An 18627-nucleotide genomic window follows, 5' to 3' on the forward strand; every position below is an offset into this window, starting at 1 on the left:
TGTATGCCAAATGGGCGGTGCGGCCCACCCCCTTATCCACCCCTATTTCCCGCGGGATGGATGGTCTGCCGCCCGGTCGAGAAAGCAAGGTCACACCATGCGCGAAGCCCAGATCCACCAGTTGCTCACCACGCCGGTGAACGCCCCCGCCTACCCGATGCCGCCGTACCGCTTCATCGATCGCGAGTACCTCAACATCACCTACCGCACCGACCCGGACGCCCTGCGGGCCGTCGTGCCGGAGCCGCTGCGGATACCCGAGCCGCTGGTCCGCTTCGAGGTGATGCGGATGCCCGACGTGACCGGGCTCGGCGACTACACCGAGTGCGGCCAGCTCGTCCCCGTCGAACTCGACGGCGAGCGGGGCGAGTTCAGCCTCGGGATGTACGTGGACAGCCTCCCGGCCATCGCCTCCGGCCGGGAGATGAGCGCCTACCCGAAGAAGGCGGGCGCCCCGCGGCTGTACGTCGACTCCGACACCCTCGTCGGCACTCTCGACTACGGCTCCCTCCGCGTCGCCACCGCCACCATGGGCTACAAGCACGCGCCGCTCTCCGCCGAGGACGCCCGCGCGGAGCTGTCCCTGCCCACGTTCATGCTCAAGACCACGCGGCACTACGACGGGCGTCCGCGGATCTGCGAGCTGGTGCGTACGGAGATCGCGGACCTCACGGTGAAGGGCTCCTGGAGCGGCCCGGCCCGCCTCCAGCTCTTCGAGCACGTCCTGGCGCCGCTGGCCGACCTCCCGGTCCGCGAGGTCGTGTCCGCCACCCACCTCCTCACCGACCTCACGCTCGGGATCGCCGAGGTGGCACACGACTACCTGGCGGACTGAGGCGGCCTGAGGGGGAGAGCCGGGCGGGCGGTCCGGGGCGATCCGGGTGGGGGCGGTCTCGCCGGCTCGGGAGGGGTGGGGCGGTTGCTCGGTCCGGCTCTGACTGGTTCGGGCCCGGTGGTTGCTCGGTCCGGTTCGGCTTGGCCGGGGCCGGCTGTGATTGCTCGGTGCGGGTCGGGCTTGATCGGCTCGGCTGGATCGGGGTGGGGCCGGTCGGGCTCGGGATTGGGCTCGGGCTTGGACTCGGTTCGGGGCCCGTCCGGTTCGGGCCCGGATCGGGCCAGGGGCGGGGCGGCGGCCCGGTACGGCTCGGGCGCGGGTGTGGTGGCCTGGCCTGGCCTGGCCGGTTCGGGCAGCGGCACCGGTCGGTTCGCCCGGCCGGTGCGGCCGTTTCACGTGAAACCTTGCGGGCGCCCGGAGACACCGATCGTCGATGTTTCCCGTGAAACATCCACGGCGGGTGGCCCTGCCCATGGGCGTACGGCCTGCCCTCACACGACGGTGCCCGCCACCCACCCAGGGCGACGGGCACCGTTCGGCATCCGGAGCGTGCGGGCCGGCCCACCGGCCTCGGCATCCCGGCCTGTGGTGGCCGCGCGTTGCCGCCACCCGGCAGCGCGCGGCCACGTGATGACGGCTCCGCGCCGGGCGGAGCCGCGGCGGCGCCGGGGTCAGGCCGAGGCGCCGCCCGGCCCGTCGCCGCGCTCCTTGTCCTCGTCCGGACGGTCGGCGCGGGCCGCGGGGCCGCTGCCGTCGACGGAGCTGAGCCGGCCGGGCTCGTTCACCTCGGTCGGGGCGGGCGGCTCCACCAGCCAGTCCGGGTTGGCCTGCTTGTCCCACCACTTCCAGGCGGCGACGGCGCCCCCGGCCAGCAGGCCCACCAGCAGCAGCCGCTTGGCGGCCTTCCCGGCCCGGGCCCGGCAGCGGTTCTTCCGCGCCAGCTTCTCGATCTCGGCGGCCGACACCTGACCGCGCAGCGCCGCGAGGGCCGCGGTGCCACGGGCGAACGCCTCCTCGCGGACCGGTTCGGCGGCCGCGCGGGCGGAGTGCACGGCGCTCTCCACCCGGGGCGCGGCATAGTCGGCGGCCTGCCGCGCCGCGGAGCGGGTGCGGTGGGCGGCGCGGCACGCCGCCGCGTCCACCTTCGGCGGCAGCGCGCCCCGGGCGTGCTCGATGTGTGGCTGCAGATGGCTGTCGTAGCGGGCACGGGCCTGCTGGGCGGCCTCCGTCATCAGGGGGGCCACCCGGGTGCGGGCCTGCTGCGCGGCCTCCGTCACCCTCGGCGCCACGCGCGTCCGCGCCTCCTGGGCGAACTGCACCGCGGTGTCCCTGGCCGTACCGGCGTAGGGAGCCACCACCTCAGCGGCGTGCCGCACGCTGTCCCTGGCCGAACCGGTCGCGGCACGCACGCTGTCCTTGCGGGTCACGGGATCCTCCTCCTCGGTGGTGTGTCCGGGTCCGTGGGGGCTGCTCCCCCAGCTCTGCTGTCTCGCCTGTCCACCCGGTTGACGATCATGCCTGCTCGCCCGCCGTACGGCATGTACCCGCGGGCATCCGGGTCACGGGCGGGTGCCCGGCGGCGGAAGACCCGCGCATACCGCCACCAGGGCGGGACGCACCGGGGCGGGCCATGGCACGGACCGCGCGCCGGGGCGGTCCGTGCGAGGATCGGAATCCGTCAGCGAAGACTCATGGAAGGCAGATCCGTGGCCGAGCAGCTCTACGCCACCCTGAAGACCAACCAGGGCGACATCACCCTTCGGCTGCTGCCGAACCATGCCCCCAAGACGGTCAAGAACTTCGTCCAGCTCGCCCAGGGAGAGCGGGAGTGGACCGACCCGGCCACCGGCCGCAAGTCCACGGACAAGCTGTACGACGGCACCGTCTTCCACCGCGTGATCAGCGGCTTCATGATCCAGGGCGGCGACCCGCTCGGCAACGGCACCGGCGGCCCCGGCTACGAGTTCGCCGACGAGTTCCACCCCGACCTGGCCTTCACCAAGCCGTACCTGCTGGCCATGGCCAACGCCGGTCCGGGCACCAACGGCTCGCAGTTCTTCATCACCGTCGCGCCGACCGCGTGGCTGACCGGCAAGCACACCATCTTCGGCGAGGTCGCCGACGAGGCCGGCAAGAAGGTCGTGGACGCCATCGCCGCAGCCCAGACCAACCCGCGCACCGACCGTCCGGTCCAGGACGTCGTCATCGAGTCGGTCACCATCGAGAACCGCGAAAGCTGACCCGGTGGCGGGCCGCCGTGCCCGCCGCCCCGGGAACCTTGCGCCCCGCCCGGTCGTAGACCAGGCGGGGCGCCCCGCGTGCTGGCCCGGTGGCGGGCGGGTGTGTTGTGATGACGCGCCCAGCCGCAGAGAGGACGACCGAGCGATGGACCAGGTGCCAGGCACGCCGCAGGAGCCGCAGGACGCGGACGGCGGGCGTGGCCTGCCGGGCTGCTACCGCCATCCCGACCGCCCGACGGGCGTCACCTGCACCCGCTGCGAACGGCCGATCTGCCCCGACTGCATGGTCAGCGCCTCGGTCGGCTTCCAGTGCCCGGAGTGCGTACGCACCGGCAGCGGCACGGGCCACTCCGCGCACGCCACCACCCCGCGCACCCTCGCGGGCGGCGCCGTCGCCACCGACCCCAAGCTGGTCACCAAGATCCTGCTGGGCCTCAACGTCGCCGTCTTCATCGCCGTCTACGCCACCAGCGGGCTCGTCGGGCGCCTCGACCTGATCGGCCTCGCCTTCGACCCGCAGCACTACCAGCTCGTCGGTGTCGCCGAGGGGCAGTGGTACCGCCTGCTCACCGCGGTCTTCCTGCACCAGGAGATCCCGCACATCGCGTTCAACATGCTGTCCCTGTGGTGGCTGGGCCCGCCCCTGGAAGCGGCGCTCGGCCGGCTGCGGTACACCGCCCTCTACCTGCTCGCCGGGCTCGGCGGCAGCGCCCTGTCGTATCTGCTCGCCGCGCAGAACCAGCCCTCGCTCGGTGCCTCCGGCGCGATCTTCGGCCTGCTCGGTGCCACAGCGGTCCTGCTGCGGCGGCTGAACTACGACATGAAGCCCGTCCTGATCCTGCTGGCCCTCAACCTCGTCTTCACCTTCCTGTGGCCGAATATCGCCTGGCAGGCGCATGTCGGCGGCCTGGTGGTGGGCGCGGCGGTGGCGTACGGCATGGTGCACGCACCGCGCGAGCGCCGCACCTTGGTGCACACCCTGACGTGTGTCGCCGCACTGCTGGTGATCGTCGGTGTGGTGTGGGTACGCACGCTCCAGTTGACCGGCTGAGAGCCGGACGGGCCTGGGGGTAACGGCCCCGGGAGGGCCCGTTCCGCGATGTTGTCCACAGTGCGTGGCGGACCCTGTGCACGCTGTGGGGAAAGCCCGCCCCGGAGTGAGCGAACCCGCGTTTCCCCAGTAAGCAAGGGGGGAGACGGGCCGCAGGGGCGGGCGGAACCGGTCACACCGGCGTCAACATCCCGAGAGGTTATCCACAGATCTTCTGAAGTTTTCCCCGGCTGTGGATAACTGTGTGGATGGCCTTGGGCAGGGCTTGCGTCACTTCCACTGCGTGGAGACGCCGAAGCCCACCGCGATGAAGCCGAACCCGCACACGATGTTCCAGTCGCCCATCGCCTTGACCGGCAGATCCGCCTCGGAGACGTAGTACAGCACGATCCAGGCGAGGCCGATCAGGAACATCGCCAGCATCACCGGAGCGACCCAGCCACGGCCGGAATTCATCTTCAGGCTGGTGGTCTTCGCCGGCGGCGGCGTGAAGTCGTCCTTCTTGCGGATCCGTGACTTCGGCACGAGGAACTCTCCTGTCGATGCGCTGCTCTCCCGCTCTCGACCCCTCGTGAGCGGGAGGTGCCCCCGTCCGCGCGGGCGTACGGGCGGGAGCCGGACGGATGCGCCGGGGAGCGGTTCGACGCCCCGGGGCGTCCGTTAGCGTAGTGCTTCCGCGGCGTCGTAAGGAGCAAGGGTACGTTGAGCACTTCAGCTGACTCCTCCGGCCGCCCGGCCCGCCCGCGGCTGCGGCCCGTCCGGCTGCTCACACTCGCCGTCTTCGCGCTCGCGGGCCTGATGTTCTGGCTCAGCTTCGACACCGCACGCGGCACCGATCTGCGCTCCGACGACTCCATGCTCCGCCTCTCCGACCTCATCCAGCAACGGAGCCAGAAGAACGGCGCCCACGACGAACGCAACGCGGTGCTGCGCCAGGACGTCGAGTCCCTCGCCCAGCGCGACAACGGCACCTCCGAGGCGGAGGAAGCCAAGGTCAAGGCCCTGGAGGAACGGGCGGGCACGGAGAAGCTGAAGGGCGAGGGCCTGTCGGTCACCCTCACCGACGCCCCGCCGAACGCCACCGCCAAGATCCCCGGCATCCCCGAACCGCAGCCCAACGACCTCGTCATCCACCAGCAGGACCTGCAAGCCGTGGTGAACGCGCTGTGGCAGGGCGGCGCCAAGGGCATCGAGGTCATGGACCAGCGGCTGATCTCCACCAGCGCGGTGCGCTGCGTCGGCAACACCCTGATCCTCCAGGGCCGCGTCTACTCCCCGCCCTACAAGATCACCGCCGTCGGTGACCGCGAGGCCCTGAACCGCGCGCTGACCGCGGCCCCCGCGATCCAGAACTACCTCCAGTACGTCAACGCCTACGGGCTCGGCTGGAAAGTCGACCAGCGCGAGGCGGTGACTCTGCCCGGCTACTCCGGCACAGTGGAGCTCCACTACGCACAGCCGGCGCAGCCGTAGCCCGCGCGCCGGTGACGGCGACGGGAGGGGGCGGGACCGGCGATGACGGTGCGGTGGATCGTCCGGACGTTCAGCGAACTCTGCGTCACGGCCGGCACCCTCATCGTGCTGTTCGTCTGCTACCTCCTCTTCTGGACCGGGGTACGCGCCGACAGCGCCATGGACCAGGAGATCGGCCGCCTCCAGGAACGCTGGTCGGCCGGCGCCCCCGGGACCGGTGACCCGCGCCCCGGCCCGGCCACCGCACCGGCGCCGTCCGACCACCCGCGCCCGTACACGGAGGGCGCCGCCTTCGCCGTCATGTACATCCCCCGCTTCGGCGCGGAGTGGTCCAAGCCCGTCCTCGAAGGCACCTCCACCGGTGTCCTGCGCCGCGGCCTCGGGCACTACACGGCCACCGCCCGCCCCGGCGGGACCGGCAACTTCGCCGTCGCGGGACACCGGCGTACGTACGGCGACCCGTTCAAGGAATTCCCGCAACTGCGGCCCGGCGACGCGGTGGTGCTCTCCGACGGCATCACCTGGTTCACCTACCGCATCGACCGGCGGCCCTACCGGACACTGCCCGACGACATCGGCGTGATCGACCCCGTCCCCCGCGCCTCCGGCTACCGCGGGCCCGGCCGCTACCTGACCCTGACCACCTGCGAACCGGAGTGGGGCCACAGCCACCGGCTCATCACCTGGGCACATCTCGACGCGACGCAGCCGGTGGCGCGGGGAAGGCCCCCGGCTTTGTCCGGCTGACCCACCCGGCCCCCTCCCCGCCCCGTACTCTGGTGGGGCAATCGACACCGTCATCGGCGAGTAGGGACAGCATGTACGGCTGGATCTGGCGGCATTTGCCGGGCAACACATGGGTGAAGGCGCTGATTTCCCTGGTGCTGGTGCTGGCGGTCGTCTTCGTGCTTTTCCAGTACGTCTTTCCGTGGGCGGAGCCGCTGCTGCCCTTCAATGACGTCACGGTCGATCAAGGGATGGCAGCCGTCCGATGAGTGCACGCATTCTCGTCGTCGACAACTACGACAGCTTTGTCTTCAACCTCGTGCAGTACCTCTACCAACTCGGCGCCGAATGCGAGGTGCTGCGCAACGACGAGGTCTCCACCGGCCATGCACAGGACGGCTTCGACGGGGTCCTGCTCTCCCCCGGCCCGGGCGCTCCGGAAGAGGCCGGGGTCTGCATCGACATGGTCCGGCACTGCGCGGACACCGGCGTCCCGGTCTTCGGCGTCTGCCTGGGCATGCAGTCCATGGCGGTCGCCTACGGCGGAGTGGTGGACCGCGCCCCCGAATTGCTGCACGGCAAGACCTCGCAGGTCTCGCACGCGGGTGAGGGCGTCTTCAGCGGCCTGCCCTCGCCGTTCACGGCCACCCGCTACCACTCCCTCGCGGTCCAGGAGGGCACGGTGCCGGACGAGTTGACCGTCACCGCCTGGACGGACAACGGCATCGCGATGGGGCTGCGCCACCGCGAACTGCCCGTCGAGGGCGTCCAGTTCCACCCCGAGTCGGTACTCACCGAGTGGGGCCACCGGATGCTCGCCAACTGGCTCGTCACCTGCGGTGACGCGGGAGCGGTGGAGCGCTCGACGGGGCTCGCCCCGGTGGTCGGCAAGGCCGGCGCGTGACCGCCACACGCCCCGAGCGTGACGGCACCCCTCATGATCCGTACGCCGTACCGGGCGCGTCCGGCGATCCGTACGGCGGGAACGGAGCCTTCGAGGCGGCGGTGGGGCGGCTCGACGACCCGCTGATGGACCCGCTGCCGGGTCCCGGCGGGCGGCACGCCCCTACGGACGGCGGGACGAACACCGCGCCCGGTGAGCAGCCGGGACCCGCCGGCCCGGCACCCGCCGGCGTCCCCGCACCGGGCGGCCCCGGCGGCCCAGGCGTCCCCACACCCGGCGTCCCCGGCGGTCACGCCCGGCTCACCGGCTCACCGGCGCCCGGCCACGCCTCCCCGTGGTTCCGGCCGCGCCCGGCGGAGGAGGCGCTGGCGGACGGCACACCGCCCGGACCGGCCACCGGATTCGGGCCCGAGACGCCCACAGGCCGCCACGCCGCCGCGGGCCCCGGGCCGGCCCAGGTCCCGGCGTTCGGCCCCGCGGTCGCCCCTCCTCGGGCCCCGGGCCCGTCCGCTCCCCCTGTAGCGCCGGTCACCGCCGGGCCGGTGACCGACGACGAGACCATGGCGCTGCGCCAGGCGGAGCGGGCCGGGATTCCGGGCGGCGACCCCTTCGGCAGCGACGTCGTTTCACGTGAAACAGCGCTGGACGAGACTTCGGTTTCACGTGAAACAGGAGCGGGCGCCGACGCCGTTTCACGTGAAACGGCGGATGCCCCGACCCCTGGCGGACGTGCCGCCCGTCGTAAGGCGGCCCAGCAGGCGGCGAAGCGCGGCGGGCGCCGCGGCAAGCACGGGGGCGCCGCGGCAGCCGCGGCCACCCCGGCTCCGCCGCCCGCGCCCACCTCCCGGCTGGAGGCCCGACGCGCCGCCCGCGCCGCGAAGGAGAGCCTGAGCCTCATCGCCAGCCGGGCCATCGGCGAGGTCTTCATCACGCTCGGCGTGGTGATGCTGCTGTTCGTCACCTACCAGCTGTGGTGGACCAACGTGCTGGCACAGAAGGAGGCGGGCGGCGCCACCACCACCCTCCAACATCAGTGGGACGAGGGCCGCGGCGAGAAGACATCCCCGGCCCAGGGCGAGCGCTTCGCCATCATGTACATCCCGAAGCTGGACGTGAAGGCACCGATCGCCGAAGGCATCGACAAGCACTCGGTGCTGGACCGCGGCATGGTCGGGCACTACGACAAGAGCAGCGGGATCAAGACCGCGATGCCCTGGGACAAGAAGGGCAACTTCGCGGTGGCCGCCCACCGCAACACCCACGGCGAGCCGTTCCGTTACATCAACAAGCTCACTCCGGGCGACAAGGTCGTCGTGGAGACGCAGAGTACGTACTACACGTACGAGATGGTGAGCATCCTCCCGCAGACCAGCCCGAAGAACGTCAGCGTCATCCAGCCGGTGCCGCAGGCGTCCGGGTTCAAGGCGCCGGGGCGCTACCTCACCCTGACCACCTGCACCCCGGAATTCACCAGTACCTACCGGATGATCGTCTGGGGCAAGATGGTCGCGGCGCAGCCGCGGAGCAAGGGCGAACCGGATGCGCTCACCGGCTGACCGAAGGTAAGAGGGGTACTACGCGGTGACTGCCACGGGCCATGACGAGGACATCGAACGGTCCGCGCCGCCGAACCGACCACGCCGGATGCGCCGCTCCGTCGCCGCCGTGATCAGCGTGATCGGCGAACTCCTGATCACCGCCGGGCTGATCCTTGGCCTGTTCGTGGGGTACTCGCTGTGGTGGACGAACGTTCTCGCCGACCGCGCCGCCGACAAACAGGGTGACGAGGTCCGCCGCCACTGGGCCGCTCCGAGTCCGAAGGGACCGGGGAAGCTGGACACCAGGGACGGCATCGGCTTCCTGCACGTACCGGCGATGAAGAACGGCGAGGTGCTGGTCAAGAAGGGCACCGGCTCCGAGATCCTCAACGAGGGGGTGGCCGGCTACTACACCAAGCCGGTCGCGTCCGCGCTGCCGCAGGAGAAGAAGGGCAACTTCACCCTCGCCGCGCACCGCGACGGCCACGGCGCGAAGTTCCACAACATCGACAAGCTCCGCGAGGGCGACCCGATCGTCTTCGAGACCAAGGACACCTGGTACGTCTACAAGGTCTACGCGGTGCTCGACCAGACCTCGAAGTACAACGTGGACGTCCTCGACCAGGTCCCCGAGGAGTCCGGCAAGCACAAGGCCGGCCGCTACATCACGCTGACGACCTGCACCCCGGTCTACACCTCGAACTACCGCTACATCGTCTGGGGCGAACTGGAGCGCACCGAGAAGGTCGACGCGGACCGCACCCCGCCGAAGGAACTCCGCTGACCGAAGGGCCGCCGCCCCAGGCACCCACCCGCTGGCTGTCCGCCGCCCCAGGCACCCACCATCCGGCTATCCACTCGCCGTGCCCACCCCGCGCGCCGCGCCCGTCCCACGTGGCGGCGAGCCCGGCCCTCCTGACAAGGCGGGCCCCACCCGCCGCACACTCCCGCCCCGGCCGGACAGCCGCAGACGAATGAGCCCCGGCCCCTGGAAAGGGGCCGGGGCTCACTCACAGAGCAGGTCGCTCACGTGGCTTCGGCTGAGGCGTGACCGCCGCCGCTAGGGGAACGGCCAGCCGCCGTCGTCGTCATCATCCCCGTGGTCACCGCCACCGCCGGCGGTGGTCAGCGTCACCGTCGTGGAGCCGGGGTCGGACGGGGTGGCGCCCGCCGGGTCCTGCGCCATGACCCGGGCGTTGTCGTCCTGGCTGCTGCCGTCCGCGAACCGGATGTTGGTGAACCCGGCCTCCTGGAGCGCCTTCTTCGCGTCCTTCACCTTCTGACCGAGGACGCTCGGCACCGGCTTCTGCGCCGCCGCCTTGCCCACGGTCAGCGTCACCGTGGAGTTGGCGTCGACCTCCGTATGACCCGCCGGGTTCATGGCGATGACCTTGCCGACCTGCGCCGGGTCGGACACGTCCTGCTCCTGCTTGGTGACCTGGAGCTGGAGGTCCTTCAGCTGCTTCTCCGCGGCGGCGAAGTCGTTGCCGACGACGTCGGGGACCTTCACCTTCGGGTTCGCCTTGGCGATCGTCAGCGTGATCGTGGCGGTCTTCGGCTTGCTGGCGCCCGGCTTCGGGTTCTGGTCGAGGACGGTGCCCTCGGCCTCCTCGGAGACCTTCTGGGTGACCTCGATGTTCTCGAAGCCCTTGTTCTTCAGCTCGGTCCGCGCCTCGTCCTCACTGAACCCGCGGACGTTCGGGACCTGCACCTGCTTGGGGCCGGTGCACAGCGTGACGGTGATCGTGCCGCCCTCGTCGATGGCGGCGCCTTCCGCCGGCTCCTGCTTGGTGATCTGGCCCTTCTCGACGTTCTCGCACGCCTCGCTGCCGCCCTTGGCGACCTTCAGACCGCCGTTGTTGTTCCGGGCGGACTCCTTCGCCTGCGCCAGGGTTTCGCCGACGACATTGGGCGCCGTCACCCCTCCGCCGGCGGTCTTGCCGCTGAACATCGCCTTGCCGATGAAGATCGCCCCGACCAGGACGAGGACACCGGCGACGGCCAGCAGGATCGTCGAGGTGTGGCTCTTCTTCGGCGGCCCGGAGGCACCGCGGCGGCCCGAGGGCCGGTCGTCGTAGCCGTAGCCGCCGTCGTCCGGGTTCATCGGAGGCAGCATCGCGGTCTGCGCACCCGGGTCCTGCGGCCGCAGCATCGTCGTGGGCTGGTCCTGGTCGAAACCGGCCGCGCCCATCGCGGCGGTGGCCGCGACCGGCTGCCCGTCGAGCGCCGCCTCGATGTCGGCCCGCATCTCATCGGCCGACTGATAGCGGTAGTCCGGATCCTTGACCAGCGCCTTGAGGACGATGGCGTCCATCTCCGGCGTGATCTCGGGATCGAAGTTGCTCGGCTTCTGCGGCTCTTCCCGCACATGCTGGTACGCCACCGCGACCGGCGAGTCACCGATGAACGGCGGCCGGACGGTGAGGAGTTCGTACAGCAGACAGCCGGTGGAGTAGAGGTCGGAGCGGGCGTCGACCTGCTCGCCCTTGGCCTGCTCCGGGGAGAGGTACTGCGCCGTGCCGATGACCGCGGCGGTCTGCGTCATGGTCATCCCGGCGTCGCCCATCGCCCGGGCGATACCGAAGTCCATGACCTTGACCTGACCGGTGCGGGTCAGCATGACGTTGGCGGGCTTGATGTCGCGGTGGACGATGCCGGCCCGGTGCGAGTACTCCAGCGCCTGGAGCACCCCGATGGTCATCTCCAGGGACCGCTCGGGCAGCAGCTTCCGCCCGGAGTGCAGCAGCTCCCGCAGCGTGGAGCCGTCCACGTACTCCATGACGATGTACGGGATCGAGACGCCGTCGACGTAGTCCTCGCCGGTGTCGTAGACCGCGACGATGGACGGGTGGTTCAGCGAGGCGGCCGACTGGGCCTCACGGCGGAACCGGGCCTGGAAGGACGGGTCACGGGCGAGGTCCACCCGCAGCGTCTTCACCGCTACGGTGCGGCCCAGGCGGCTGTCATGGGCGAGGTACACCTCGGCCATGCCACCGCGGCCCAGCACCGAGCCCAGCTCGTACCGGCCGCCGAGGCGACGCGGCTCATCCATAAGCTTCTCCAGCCCTCTCCGTCAGTCCCGACCGCACCCGTGTGTGGTCCGGCGGTGTGCTGTCCGGGCATACCGTACCCGGCGCGCCGCACCGGGCCGGGCCGTAGCCGCAAGCTGATATCCGACCGGTACGGCCATGCCCAGGAGTCACTTCTTGTCGCTGAGCACCGCTTCCATCACGCTCTTCGCGATCGGGGCGGCGAGCTTGCCACCCGCGATGTCACCGCGGAGTGTGTCGGACCCCTCAATCACGACGGCGACGGCGACCGGGGTGCCCTTGCCGGTCTTCGCGTAGGAGATGAACCACGCGTACGGGTTGTCCTTGTTGCCCTCACCGTGCTGCGCGGTACCGGTCTTGCCACCGACCGTCACGCCCGGGATCTGTCCGGCCTTACCCGTACCGTCCTTGACGACCGTCTCCATCATCTCCTGGAGCTTCTGGGCGTTCTCCGGCTTGAGCGGCTGGCTCATCTCCTTCGGGGAGTGCTGCTCCACGACGTTGAGGTTGGGCGCGACCAGCTTGTCGACCATGTACGGCTCCATCAGCTTGCCGCCGTTGGCGATCGCCGCGGTGACCATGGCCATCTGGAGCGGGGTGGCGCGGTTCGACGCCTGACCGATGCCGGCCTGGGCGTTCTGCGGCCGGTTGTCCACGGGGTAGACGCTCTCGGCGGCGCGGACCGGAGTGTCGACCTTCGCGTGGTTGAACCCGAACTTCTCCGCCTCGGCCTTCATCGTCTTGTTGCCGAGGTCCGCGCTGATCTTGCCGAAGACGGTGTTGCAGGACCAGCGCAGCGCCTCGCGGAGGCTGGCGTCCTTGCAGGGGATGTTGCCCTCGTTCGGCAGCGGGACGTGGTTGGTGTCCGGCAGGTACCAGGGCAGCGGAGACCGCGTCGGGGCGTCGATGTCGGTGTAGAGACCGTGCTCCAGCGCCGCGGCGGCCGTGACGACCTTGAACGTCGAACCGGGCGGGTACGTCTGGCGCAGCGCGCGGTTGAGCGTCGGGTCGTCCGGGTTGTTCTCCTTCAGCAGCGCGTTGTACGCCTCGGAGTCCTTGTCGCTCATCCCGGCGAAGGTGGACGGGTCGTACGACGGCGCCGTGGCCAGCGCGAGGATCGCACCGGTCTCCGGGTTGAGCGCGGCGACCGCGCCCTTCTTGTCACCCAGCCCCTCGAAGGCCGCCTTCTGGGCCTTGGCGCTGAGGGTGGTGACGACGTTGCCGCCCTCCTGCTTCCGGCCGGTGAGCATGTCGACGGTACGGCTGAAGAAGAGCCGGTCGTCGGCGCCCGTGAGGATCTTGTCGTACAGATTCTCCAACTGGTTGGATTCGAACGCCTGCGAGGCGTACCCGGTGACCGGCGCCCACATCTTGCCGTTCTTGTACGTCCGCTTGTACTTGTAGTCGCCGCTTCCGGTGGTCGTCGAGCCGGTTACCGGGGTCCCGTCGACGATGATGTTGCCGCGCGGCTTGCTGTACCGCTCGATGGCGACGCGGCGGTTGTCGCCGCTGTTCTTCAACTCGTCGGCCTGGACGAACTGCACCCAGTTGACGCGGACGAGCAGGGCGAGGACGAGCAGGCCGCAGAAGATCGCGACCCGGCGCAGGGGCTTGTTCACGGGCGGACCACCTGGGTCATCTCGGCATCGGTGGAGGGGGCGGGGGCCGGGGCGGGCCGCCGCGCGGTGTCGCTGATCCGCAGCAGGATGCCGACCAGCGCCCAGTTGGCGATCACGGACGAACCACCCTGGGCGAGGAACGGCATCGTCATACCGGTCAGCGGGATCAGGCCCGTCACACCGCCGGCGACGACGAAGACCTGGAGCGCGAAGGCCCCGGACAGGCCGATGGCCAGCAGCTTGCCGAACGGGTCGCGGGCGGCGAGCGCCGTACGGATACCCCGCTCGATGAGCAGGCCGTACAGCAGCAGCACGGCCATCAGACCGGCGAGCCCCGTCTCCTCACCGACGGTGGCGAGGATGTAGTCGCTCTTCGGGGCGATACCGCCGATGAGGCGGGAGTACCCCTGGCCGAGACCGGAGCCGAGGATGCCGCCGGAGCCGAAGGAGTACATCGCCTGCGCGGTCTCGGTGACGCCGCCGTTGAGCTTCTCCAGCGGGTTCAGCCAGTTGTGGACGCGGACCTGCACATGCGATTCGAAGGTGGCCACCGCGACGGCACCGCCGGCGCTCAGCAGCAGACCGAAGACGATCCAGCTCGTGCGCTCGGTCGCGACGTACAGCATGATCACGAAGAGGCCGAAGAAGAGCAGCGAGGTGCCCAGGTCGGTCTCGAAGACCAGGATCATCAGGCTCAGCGCCCAGATGACGAGGATCGGCCCGAGGTCACGCCCGCGCGGCAGGTACAGCCCCATGAAGCGGCGGCTGGCCAGCGCCAGCGCGTCCCGCTTCACCATCAGGTACCCGGCGAAGAACACCGCGATGATGATCTTCGCGAACTCACCGGGCTGCAGTGAACCGAGACCGGGCAGCGTGATCCAGATGCGCGCGCCGTAGCGGGCGGGGAAGAAGATCGGCGCGATCAGCAGCGCCAGCGCGACCACCATCGAGATGTAGGTGTAGCGCTGGAGGACGCGGTGGTCCTTGAGCAGGATCAGCACGGCGAGGAAGAGCGCGACACCCAGCGTCGACCACATCAACTGGCCGGGCGCCATCGGGCCGCCCAGCTTCGTCGTGGTGATCTGCGGCTCCTGGTCGAGCCGCCAGATGAAGACCAGCCCGAGTCCGTTGAGGAGGGTGGCGATCGGCAGCATCAGCGGATCCGCGTACGGCGCCCACTTACGGACGACGAGGTGGGCCACGCCCGCCAGCAGCGCCAGCCCGAGGGCGTAGCCGAGGACCCCGGCGGGGACCTCCTGCTTCTTGGCCAGCCCGACGTTGATGTACGCGAAGACCGGGATGACGATGGCGAAGACGAGCATCGCCAGCTCGGTGTTGCGGCGGCTCGGGGCTCCGATGGTGCCGATGGTGGTGGTGTTGGTGGTACTGCTCATGACGTGTACGGCCCCCTACGCCCTCACTGCTGGGTGCTGCAATTCTTTTCCAGCTTCAACTGCTCCTCGGAGGGGGCCTGGCTGGTGATGTCGGCCGGGGGAGTCGACGGGGACGCGAGGGTGCCGGGGGTACCGGCGGTGGCGGTCCGGTCGCCGGGGACGGTGGAGGTGCCGGGCCGGTGACCGCCGGTGTCGCCGGCCTTGCCGTTGCCCTGTGCCTTCTCCCGGTCCTTCTTGGCCTTGGCCGCGGCACGCTCGGCGGCCTCCCGCTGCTGCTTGCTCAGGCAGGCGTGCGCCTGCTTGCCCAGCTCGGTGACCTTGAGGGTCGCCTCGTCGCGGGTGTCGGCCGGGATCGTCTCCTTGACCTGGGTCTGCTGGTACAGCGGTAGGTACTTGAGTTCGATCTCGGGGTGGTCCTTGTCGACCTTGTTGAGCGAGATCCACGCCAGGTCCTGGCTGATGCCGCGGTAGAGCGCGACGTGATCGTCCTTGGCGCCGACGAAGTACTGGGTCTGCGTCCAGCGGTAGCCCGCGTAGAGACCACCGCCGATGACCGCCAGCGCGAGCGCCGAGAACAGCGACCGCTTGATCCAGGTGCCGCGGCGCCGCGGCTTGAGGAAGTCCTCGTCGGTGAAGGCGCCGAACGTGCCCTGCGGCGGCCCGCCGATGTCGCCGTCACCGCTGCCGGGCGGGCCGAAGCCGCCGCCGGGCGACTGCGCCGGGACGTCCCGGCCGCGGCCCAGTTCGGCGGCGCGGGCGGCCGGGGTCTGGAGGGTGCTCGGGTCGTTGAGCTGGTTCTGGTTCTCGGCGACCGCGCCGACGATGACCGGGGTGTCGTTGAACTGCCCGGCCAGCGCCTCGTTGCCGTCGACGTCGAGGACGTCGGCGACGATGCAGGTGATGTTGTCGGGACCGCCGCCGCGCAGCGCGAGCTGGATCAGCTCCTGGACCGTCTCGTGCGGTCCGTGGTAGCTGGCGAGGGTCTCCTCCAGCGTCTGGTGGCTGACGACACCGGAGAGCCCGTCCGAGCAGATCAGGTAGCGGTCACCGGCCCGGACCTCACGGATCGACAGGTCCGGCTCCACGCGGTCACCGCTGCCCAGGGCCCGCATCAGCAGCGAGCGCTGCGGATGCGTGGTGGCCTCCTCCTCGGTGATCCGGCCCTCGTCGACGAGGCGCTGCACCCAGGTGTGGTCCTGCGTGATCTGGGTGAGCTGACCGTCCCGCAGCAGATAGGCGCGGGAGTCGCCGACGTGCACCAGGCCCAGGCGCTGGCCCGTCCACAACAGCGCGGTCAGGGTGGTGCCCATCCCGTCGAGCTGCGGGTCCTCCTCGACCATGACGCGCAACTGGTCGTTGGCGCGCTGCACGGCGGTGCCGAGCGAGGTGAGGATGTCGGAGCCGGGGACGTCGTCGTCGAGCTGGACGAGGGTGGAGATCACCTCGGACGAGGCGACCTCGCCCGCGGCCTGACCGCCCATGCCGTCGGCGATGGCGAGCAGCCGCGGGCCGGCGTAACCGGAGTCCTCGTTGCCCTCCCGGATCATGCCCTTGTGCGATCCGGCGGCGAAGCGCAGGGAAAGACTCATGCGCACCTCACCTGTCGGCTCGGGGTACAGCCGGTCTCGTCGAGCCACACTGCCCACCCTCCGGTCGGGAGCACGCTCGGGGCCGTCGAGTGGACCGCCGCGGCTCGCTCGCTCCGCTCGCTCATAAGTCGTACTACTTCCGCAGCTCGATGACGGTCTTGCCGATGCGGATCGGGGCACCCAGCGGGATCGGGGTCGGCGTCGTCAGGCGGTTCCGGTCCAGGTACGTGCCGTTGGTGGAGCCGAGGTCCTCGACGATCCACTGGCCGTCACGGTCGGGGTAGATCCTGGCATGCCTGCTGGACGCGTAGTCGTCGTCCAGGACGATCGTCGAATCGTGCGCCCGGCCCAGGGAGATGGTCTGGCCCTGGAGGGCGACGGTCGTGCCCTGGAGAGTGCCTTCGGAGACGACCAGTTTGGTGGGGGCGCCCCGGCGCTGGCGGTTGCCGCCGCGCCCGCCTTCCTGGCGGCGTTGCTGCGGCGGCGCGGCCTGCTGCCGCTGGCCGCGTGCCTCCTGACCGCCCCTTCGGGCGGCGCCGCGCTGTGTGACGCGCGTGCCGAACAGATCGCTGCGGATGACCTGTACGGCCACGATGACGAACAGCCACAGTACGGCGAGGAAACCCAACCGCATGACCGTGAGGGTCAGCTCTGACATTGCCCCCGCTTCACCCTTCGGCTTGCCGGTAAACGATGGTGGTACTGCCCACGACGATCCGCGAGCCGTCGCGGAGACTAGCGCGGGTGGTGTGCTGCCCGTCCACCACGATCCCGTTCGTGGAGCCCAGGTCCTGGACCGTGGGGGGCGTGCCGACGCGGATCTCGCAGTGCCGCCGGGAGACCCCGGGGTCGTCGATCCGGACATCGGCATCGGTACTGCGGCCCAGGACGAGCGAGTTGCGCGAGATCTGGTGGCGGGTGCCGTTGATCTCGATCCAGCGCCGGGTCTGTGCCGGCGGCTGCGGCCCGGCACCGGGCGGTGCCGTACGCGGCGGAGCGCCGGGCGGCGGGGACGAGGGCATGGGGGGCGGGCCCACGTGGCCGCCGCCGGTGTAGCCGCCCCGGGGCGCCGACGAACCGCGCCCGGCGGGCGCCTGGCCCGGCTGTTCCTGGGATGTGCTGGAGGCGAGGGTGCGGCTGCGTACCCGGTAGAGGCCGGTGTCGAGATCGTCGGCCTTCTCCAGGTGCACCTTGATGGAACCCATGAAGGTGTACCGCTGCTGCTTGGCGTAGTCGCGGACCATCCCGGAGAGTTCGTCACCGAGCTGTCCGCTGTAGGGGCTGAGCCGCTCGTAGTCGGGTGCGCTCAGCTCGACGATGAAGTCGTTGGGGACGACCGTGCGGTCGCGGTTCCAGATGGTCGCGTTGTTGTCGCATTCGCGCTGGAGCGCGCCGGCGATCTCAACGGGCTGCACCTCGGACTTGAACACCTTGGCGAAGGTGCCGTTGACGAGACCTTCGAGACGCTGCTCGAAGCGCTTCAGTACTCCCACGGGGCACCTCCTTCCTCAGTCTTCGACAGAGTCGTCCTGATACTGCTTACCGATCGTATCCACGCGCCGGGAAATCAGCTGGTTCCCCTTTCCCGCCCGGAGTGACGAGTGTCCCCCCTCACAGGGTTGCCTGTTGGGGCGTTCGTTCCGTGCCCGCCGTCCGTGCACTGCGATGGTAGAGGTGCCCCGCCGACAGTGTCCCGCAACCGTTCACCTCGCTCCGGGCGGGGCCGGGTCCCGGCGCAAGGTGGCCGGGACCGGACGGGCGTACGAGGAGGGGAAGTGCGCCGGCGTCCGTGAGGCGGCCGGGAGCCGGGGCCGCGGTCCGCCGGCGGCGGCCGGTACGAGGGCCGGGCCGGGGGCGGGGATAAGGGCAGGTGAAACCACCCGCCGCGCCGTGCTAATGTTCTGCATGTCGCAAGGCGCTCCCCCGAAACGGGAAAGAAAAACCCGGATCGCGTGAGAGAATCTCACGACAACACCCATGCGCGGGTGGCGGAATAGGCAGACGCGCTGGATTCAGGTTCCAGTGCCCGAAAGGGCGTGGGGGTTCAACTCCCCCCTCGCGCACAGATGAGACCCCCGGTCTCCGGAGAAAATCCGGAGACCGGGGGTCTTTCGTTGTGCTTCTCACACCTTCCGGTTCCGGGGCCGCGATGCATCTCGTCCGAAAGATCGGCCGGGTTCCGGCCCCGGGATGACGCGGCGTGACCGG

Annotated in this window: 17 protein-coding genes and 1 tRNA gene; 10 read left to right on the forward strand and 8 right to left on the reverse strand. The window is 70.5% G+C overall.

The annotated features are described in order from the left end of the window. Positions 1-97 precede the first annotated feature (97 nt). Positions 98-835, forward strand: coding sequence for an acetoacetate decarboxylase (locus tag ACGH2B_RS13675; protein WP_399088454.1), 738 nt, complete (start codon positions 98-100; stop codon positions 833-835). Between the two features lie 671 nt (positions 836-1506). Here the strand turns inward: ACGH2B_RS13675 and ACGH2B_RS13680 are convergent. After that, positions 1507-2262: a DUF5324 family protein gene (locus tag ACGH2B_RS13680; RefSeq protein ID WP_399088456.1), complete on the reverse strand. Its 756-nt coding sequence runs from the start codon at positions 2260-2262 to the stop codon at positions 1507-1509. Positions 2263-2541: 279 nt separating this feature from the next. On the opposite strand from ACGH2B_RS13680, the gene ACGH2B_RS13685 reads away from it, so the two are divergent. Both ACGH2B_RS13685 and ACGH2B_RS13690 read left to right on the forward strand, forming a co-directional pair. Next, positions 2542-3075, forward strand: a complete 534-nt coding sequence (locus ACGH2B_RS13685; RefSeq protein ID WP_399096976.1) for a peptidylprolyl isomerase — start codon at positions 2542-2544, stop codon at positions 3073-3075. 145 nt (positions 3076-3220) lie between these two features. Continuing rightward, positions 3221-4126 carry a rhomboid family intramembrane serine protease gene (locus ACGH2B_RS13690; protein ID WP_399088458.1) on the forward strand — a complete coding sequence of 302 codons (906 nt, stop codon included), beginning with the start codon at positions 3221-3223 and terminating at the stop codon, positions 4124-4126. 270 nt (positions 4127-4396) lie between these two features. On the opposite strand, the gene crgA is transcribed toward ACGH2B_RS13690, so the two are convergent. After that, positions 4397-4651, reverse strand: coding sequence for a cell division protein CrgA (gene crgA / locus ACGH2B_RS13695; protein ID WP_030285707.1), 255 nt, complete (start codon positions 4649-4651; stop codon positions 4397-4399). Positions 4652-4828: 177 nt separating this feature from the next. On the opposite strand from crgA, the gene ACGH2B_RS13700 reads away from it, so the two are divergent. The 6 genes from ACGH2B_RS13700 to ACGH2B_RS13725 all read left to right on the forward strand — a co-directional run bounded on the left by ACGH2B_RS13700 (position 4829) and on the right by ACGH2B_RS13725 (position 9551). Continuing rightward, complete coding sequence (locus ACGH2B_RS13700) at positions 4829-5599, forward strand: DUF881 domain-containing protein (RefSeq protein ID WP_399088461.1); 771 nt, start codon at positions 4829-4831, stop codon at positions 5597-5599. Between the two features lie 42 nt (positions 5600-5641). Then, a complete protein-coding gene (locus ACGH2B_RS13705; RefSeq protein ID WP_399088463.1) occupies positions 5642-6346 on the forward strand; it encodes a class E sortase in 705 nt (234 codons plus the stop codon). 71 nt (positions 6347-6417) lie between these two features. Continuing rightward, a complete protein-coding gene (locus tag ACGH2B_RS13710; RefSeq protein ID WP_033266980.1) occupies positions 6418-6594 on the forward strand; it encodes a hypothetical protein in 177 nt (58 codons plus the stop codon). Then, positions 6591-7229, forward strand: a complete 639-nt coding sequence (locus ACGH2B_RS13715; protein WP_399088465.1) for an aminodeoxychorismate/anthranilate synthase component II — start codon at positions 6591-6593, stop codon at positions 7227-7229. The genes ACGH2B_RS13710 and ACGH2B_RS13715 overlap by 4 nt, the downstream gene beginning before the upstream one ends. Continuing rightward, positions 7226-8785 carry a class E sortase gene (locus ACGH2B_RS13720; RefSeq protein ID WP_399088467.1) on the forward strand — a complete coding sequence of 520 codons (1560 nt, stop codon included), beginning with the start codon at positions 7226-7228 and terminating at the stop codon, positions 8783-8785. The genes ACGH2B_RS13715 and ACGH2B_RS13720 overlap by 4 nt, the downstream gene beginning before the upstream one ends. A gap of 25 nt (positions 8786-8810) precedes the next feature. Beyond that, complete coding sequence (locus tag ACGH2B_RS13725) at positions 8811-9551, forward strand: class E sortase (RefSeq protein ID WP_399088469.1); 741 nt, start codon at positions 8811-8813, stop codon at positions 9549-9551. Positions 9552-9827: 276 nt separating this feature from the next. Here the strand turns inward: ACGH2B_RS13725 and pknB are convergent, their stop codons facing one another. The 6 genes from pknB to ACGH2B_RS13755 all read right to left on the reverse strand — a co-directional run bounded on the left by pknB (position 9828) and on the right by ACGH2B_RS13755 (position 17912). Then, positions 9828-11819, reverse strand: coding sequence for a Stk1 family PASTA domain-containing Ser/Thr kinase (pknB, locus tag ACGH2B_RS13730; protein WP_399088471.1), 1992 nt, complete (start codon positions 11817-11819; stop codon positions 9828-9830). A gap of 147 nt (positions 11820-11966) precedes the next feature. Beyond that, positions 11967-13436 (reverse strand): peptidoglycan D,D-transpeptidase FtsI family protein, encoded by a 1470-nt coding sequence (locus ACGH2B_RS13735; protein WP_399088473.1) that lies wholly within the window; start codon positions 13434-13436, stop codon positions 11967-11969. After that, positions 13433-14830: an FtsW/RodA/SpoVE family cell cycle protein gene (locus tag ACGH2B_RS13740; RefSeq protein ID WP_399088475.1), complete on the reverse strand. Its 1398-nt coding sequence runs from the start codon at positions 14828-14830 to the stop codon at positions 13433-13435. The genes ACGH2B_RS13735 and ACGH2B_RS13740 overlap by 4 nt, the downstream gene beginning before the upstream one ends. Positions 14831-14853: 23 nt before the next feature. Then, positions 14854-16419 (reverse strand): Stp1/IreP family PP2C-type Ser/Thr phosphatase, encoded by a 1566-nt coding sequence (locus ACGH2B_RS13745; RefSeq protein ID WP_399088477.1) that lies wholly within the window; start codon positions 16417-16419, stop codon positions 14854-14856. Between the two features lie 133 nt (positions 16420-16552). Continuing rightward, positions 16553-17077 carry an FHA domain-containing protein gene (locus ACGH2B_RS13750; RefSeq protein ID WP_399088479.1) on the reverse strand — a complete coding sequence of 175 codons (525 nt, stop codon included), beginning with the start codon at positions 17075-17077 and terminating at the stop codon, positions 16553-16555. Positions 17078-17087: 10 nt separating this feature from the next. Further along, the gene (locus tag ACGH2B_RS13755; protein ID WP_399088481.1) at positions 17088-17912 is read right to left on the reverse strand and encodes an FhaA domain-containing protein; all 825 of its coding nucleotides are present in this window, start codon (positions 17910-17912) and stop codon (positions 17088-17090) included. A gap of 486 nt (positions 17913-18398) precedes the next feature. On the opposite strand from ACGH2B_RS13755, the gene ACGH2B_RS13760 reads away from it, so the two are divergent. Continuing rightward, positions 18399-18482, forward strand: a tRNA-Leu gene (locus ACGH2B_RS13760). Positions 18483-18627 lie beyond the last annotated feature (145 nt).

The organism is Streptomyces sp. BBFR2 (genome assembly GCF_044497305.1).
In the GTDB taxonomy this organism is placed as follows: domain Bacteria; phylum Actinomycetota; class Actinomycetes; order Streptomycetales; family Streptomycetaceae; genus Streptomyces.

Excerpts from the sequence above, each read along its gene's own strand:
- pknB (WP_399088471.1), bottom strand. The coding sequence starts at position 11,819 with ATGGATGAGCCGCGTCGCCTCGGCGGCCGGTACGAGCTGGGCTCGGTG.
- ACGH2B_RS13740 (WP_399088475.1), bottom strand. The coding sequence starts at position 14,830 with ATGAGCAGTACCACCAACACCACCACCATCGGCACCATCGGAGCCCCG.
- ACGH2B_RS13715 (WP_399088465.1), top strand. The coding sequence starts at position 6,591 with ATGAGTGCACGCATTCTCGTCGTCGACAACTACGACAGCTTTGTCTTC.
- ACGH2B_RS13745 (WP_399088477.1), bottom strand. The coding sequence starts at position 16,419 with ATGAGTCTTTCCCTGCGCTTCGCCGCCGGATCGCACAAGGGCATGATC.
- ACGH2B_RS13710 (WP_033266980.1), top strand. The coding sequence starts at position 6,418 with ATGTACGGCTGGATCTGGCGGCATTTGCCGGGCAACACATGGGTGAAG.
- ACGH2B_RS13705 (WP_399088463.1), top strand. The coding sequence starts at position 5,642 with ATGACGGTGCGGTGGATCGTCCGGACGTTCAGCGAACTCTGCGTCACG.
- ACGH2B_RS13750 (WP_399088479.1), bottom strand. The coding sequence starts at position 17,077 with ATGTCAGAGCTGACCCTCACGGTCATGCGGTTGGGTTTCCTCGCCGTA.
- ACGH2B_RS13675 (WP_399088454.1), top strand. The coding sequence starts at position 98 with ATGCGCGAAGCCCAGATCCACCAGTTGCTCACCACGCCGGTGAACGCC.
- ACGH2B_RS13690 (WP_399088458.1), top strand. The coding sequence starts at position 3,221 with ATGGACCAGGTGCCAGGCACGCCGCAGGAGCCGCAGGACGCGGACGGC.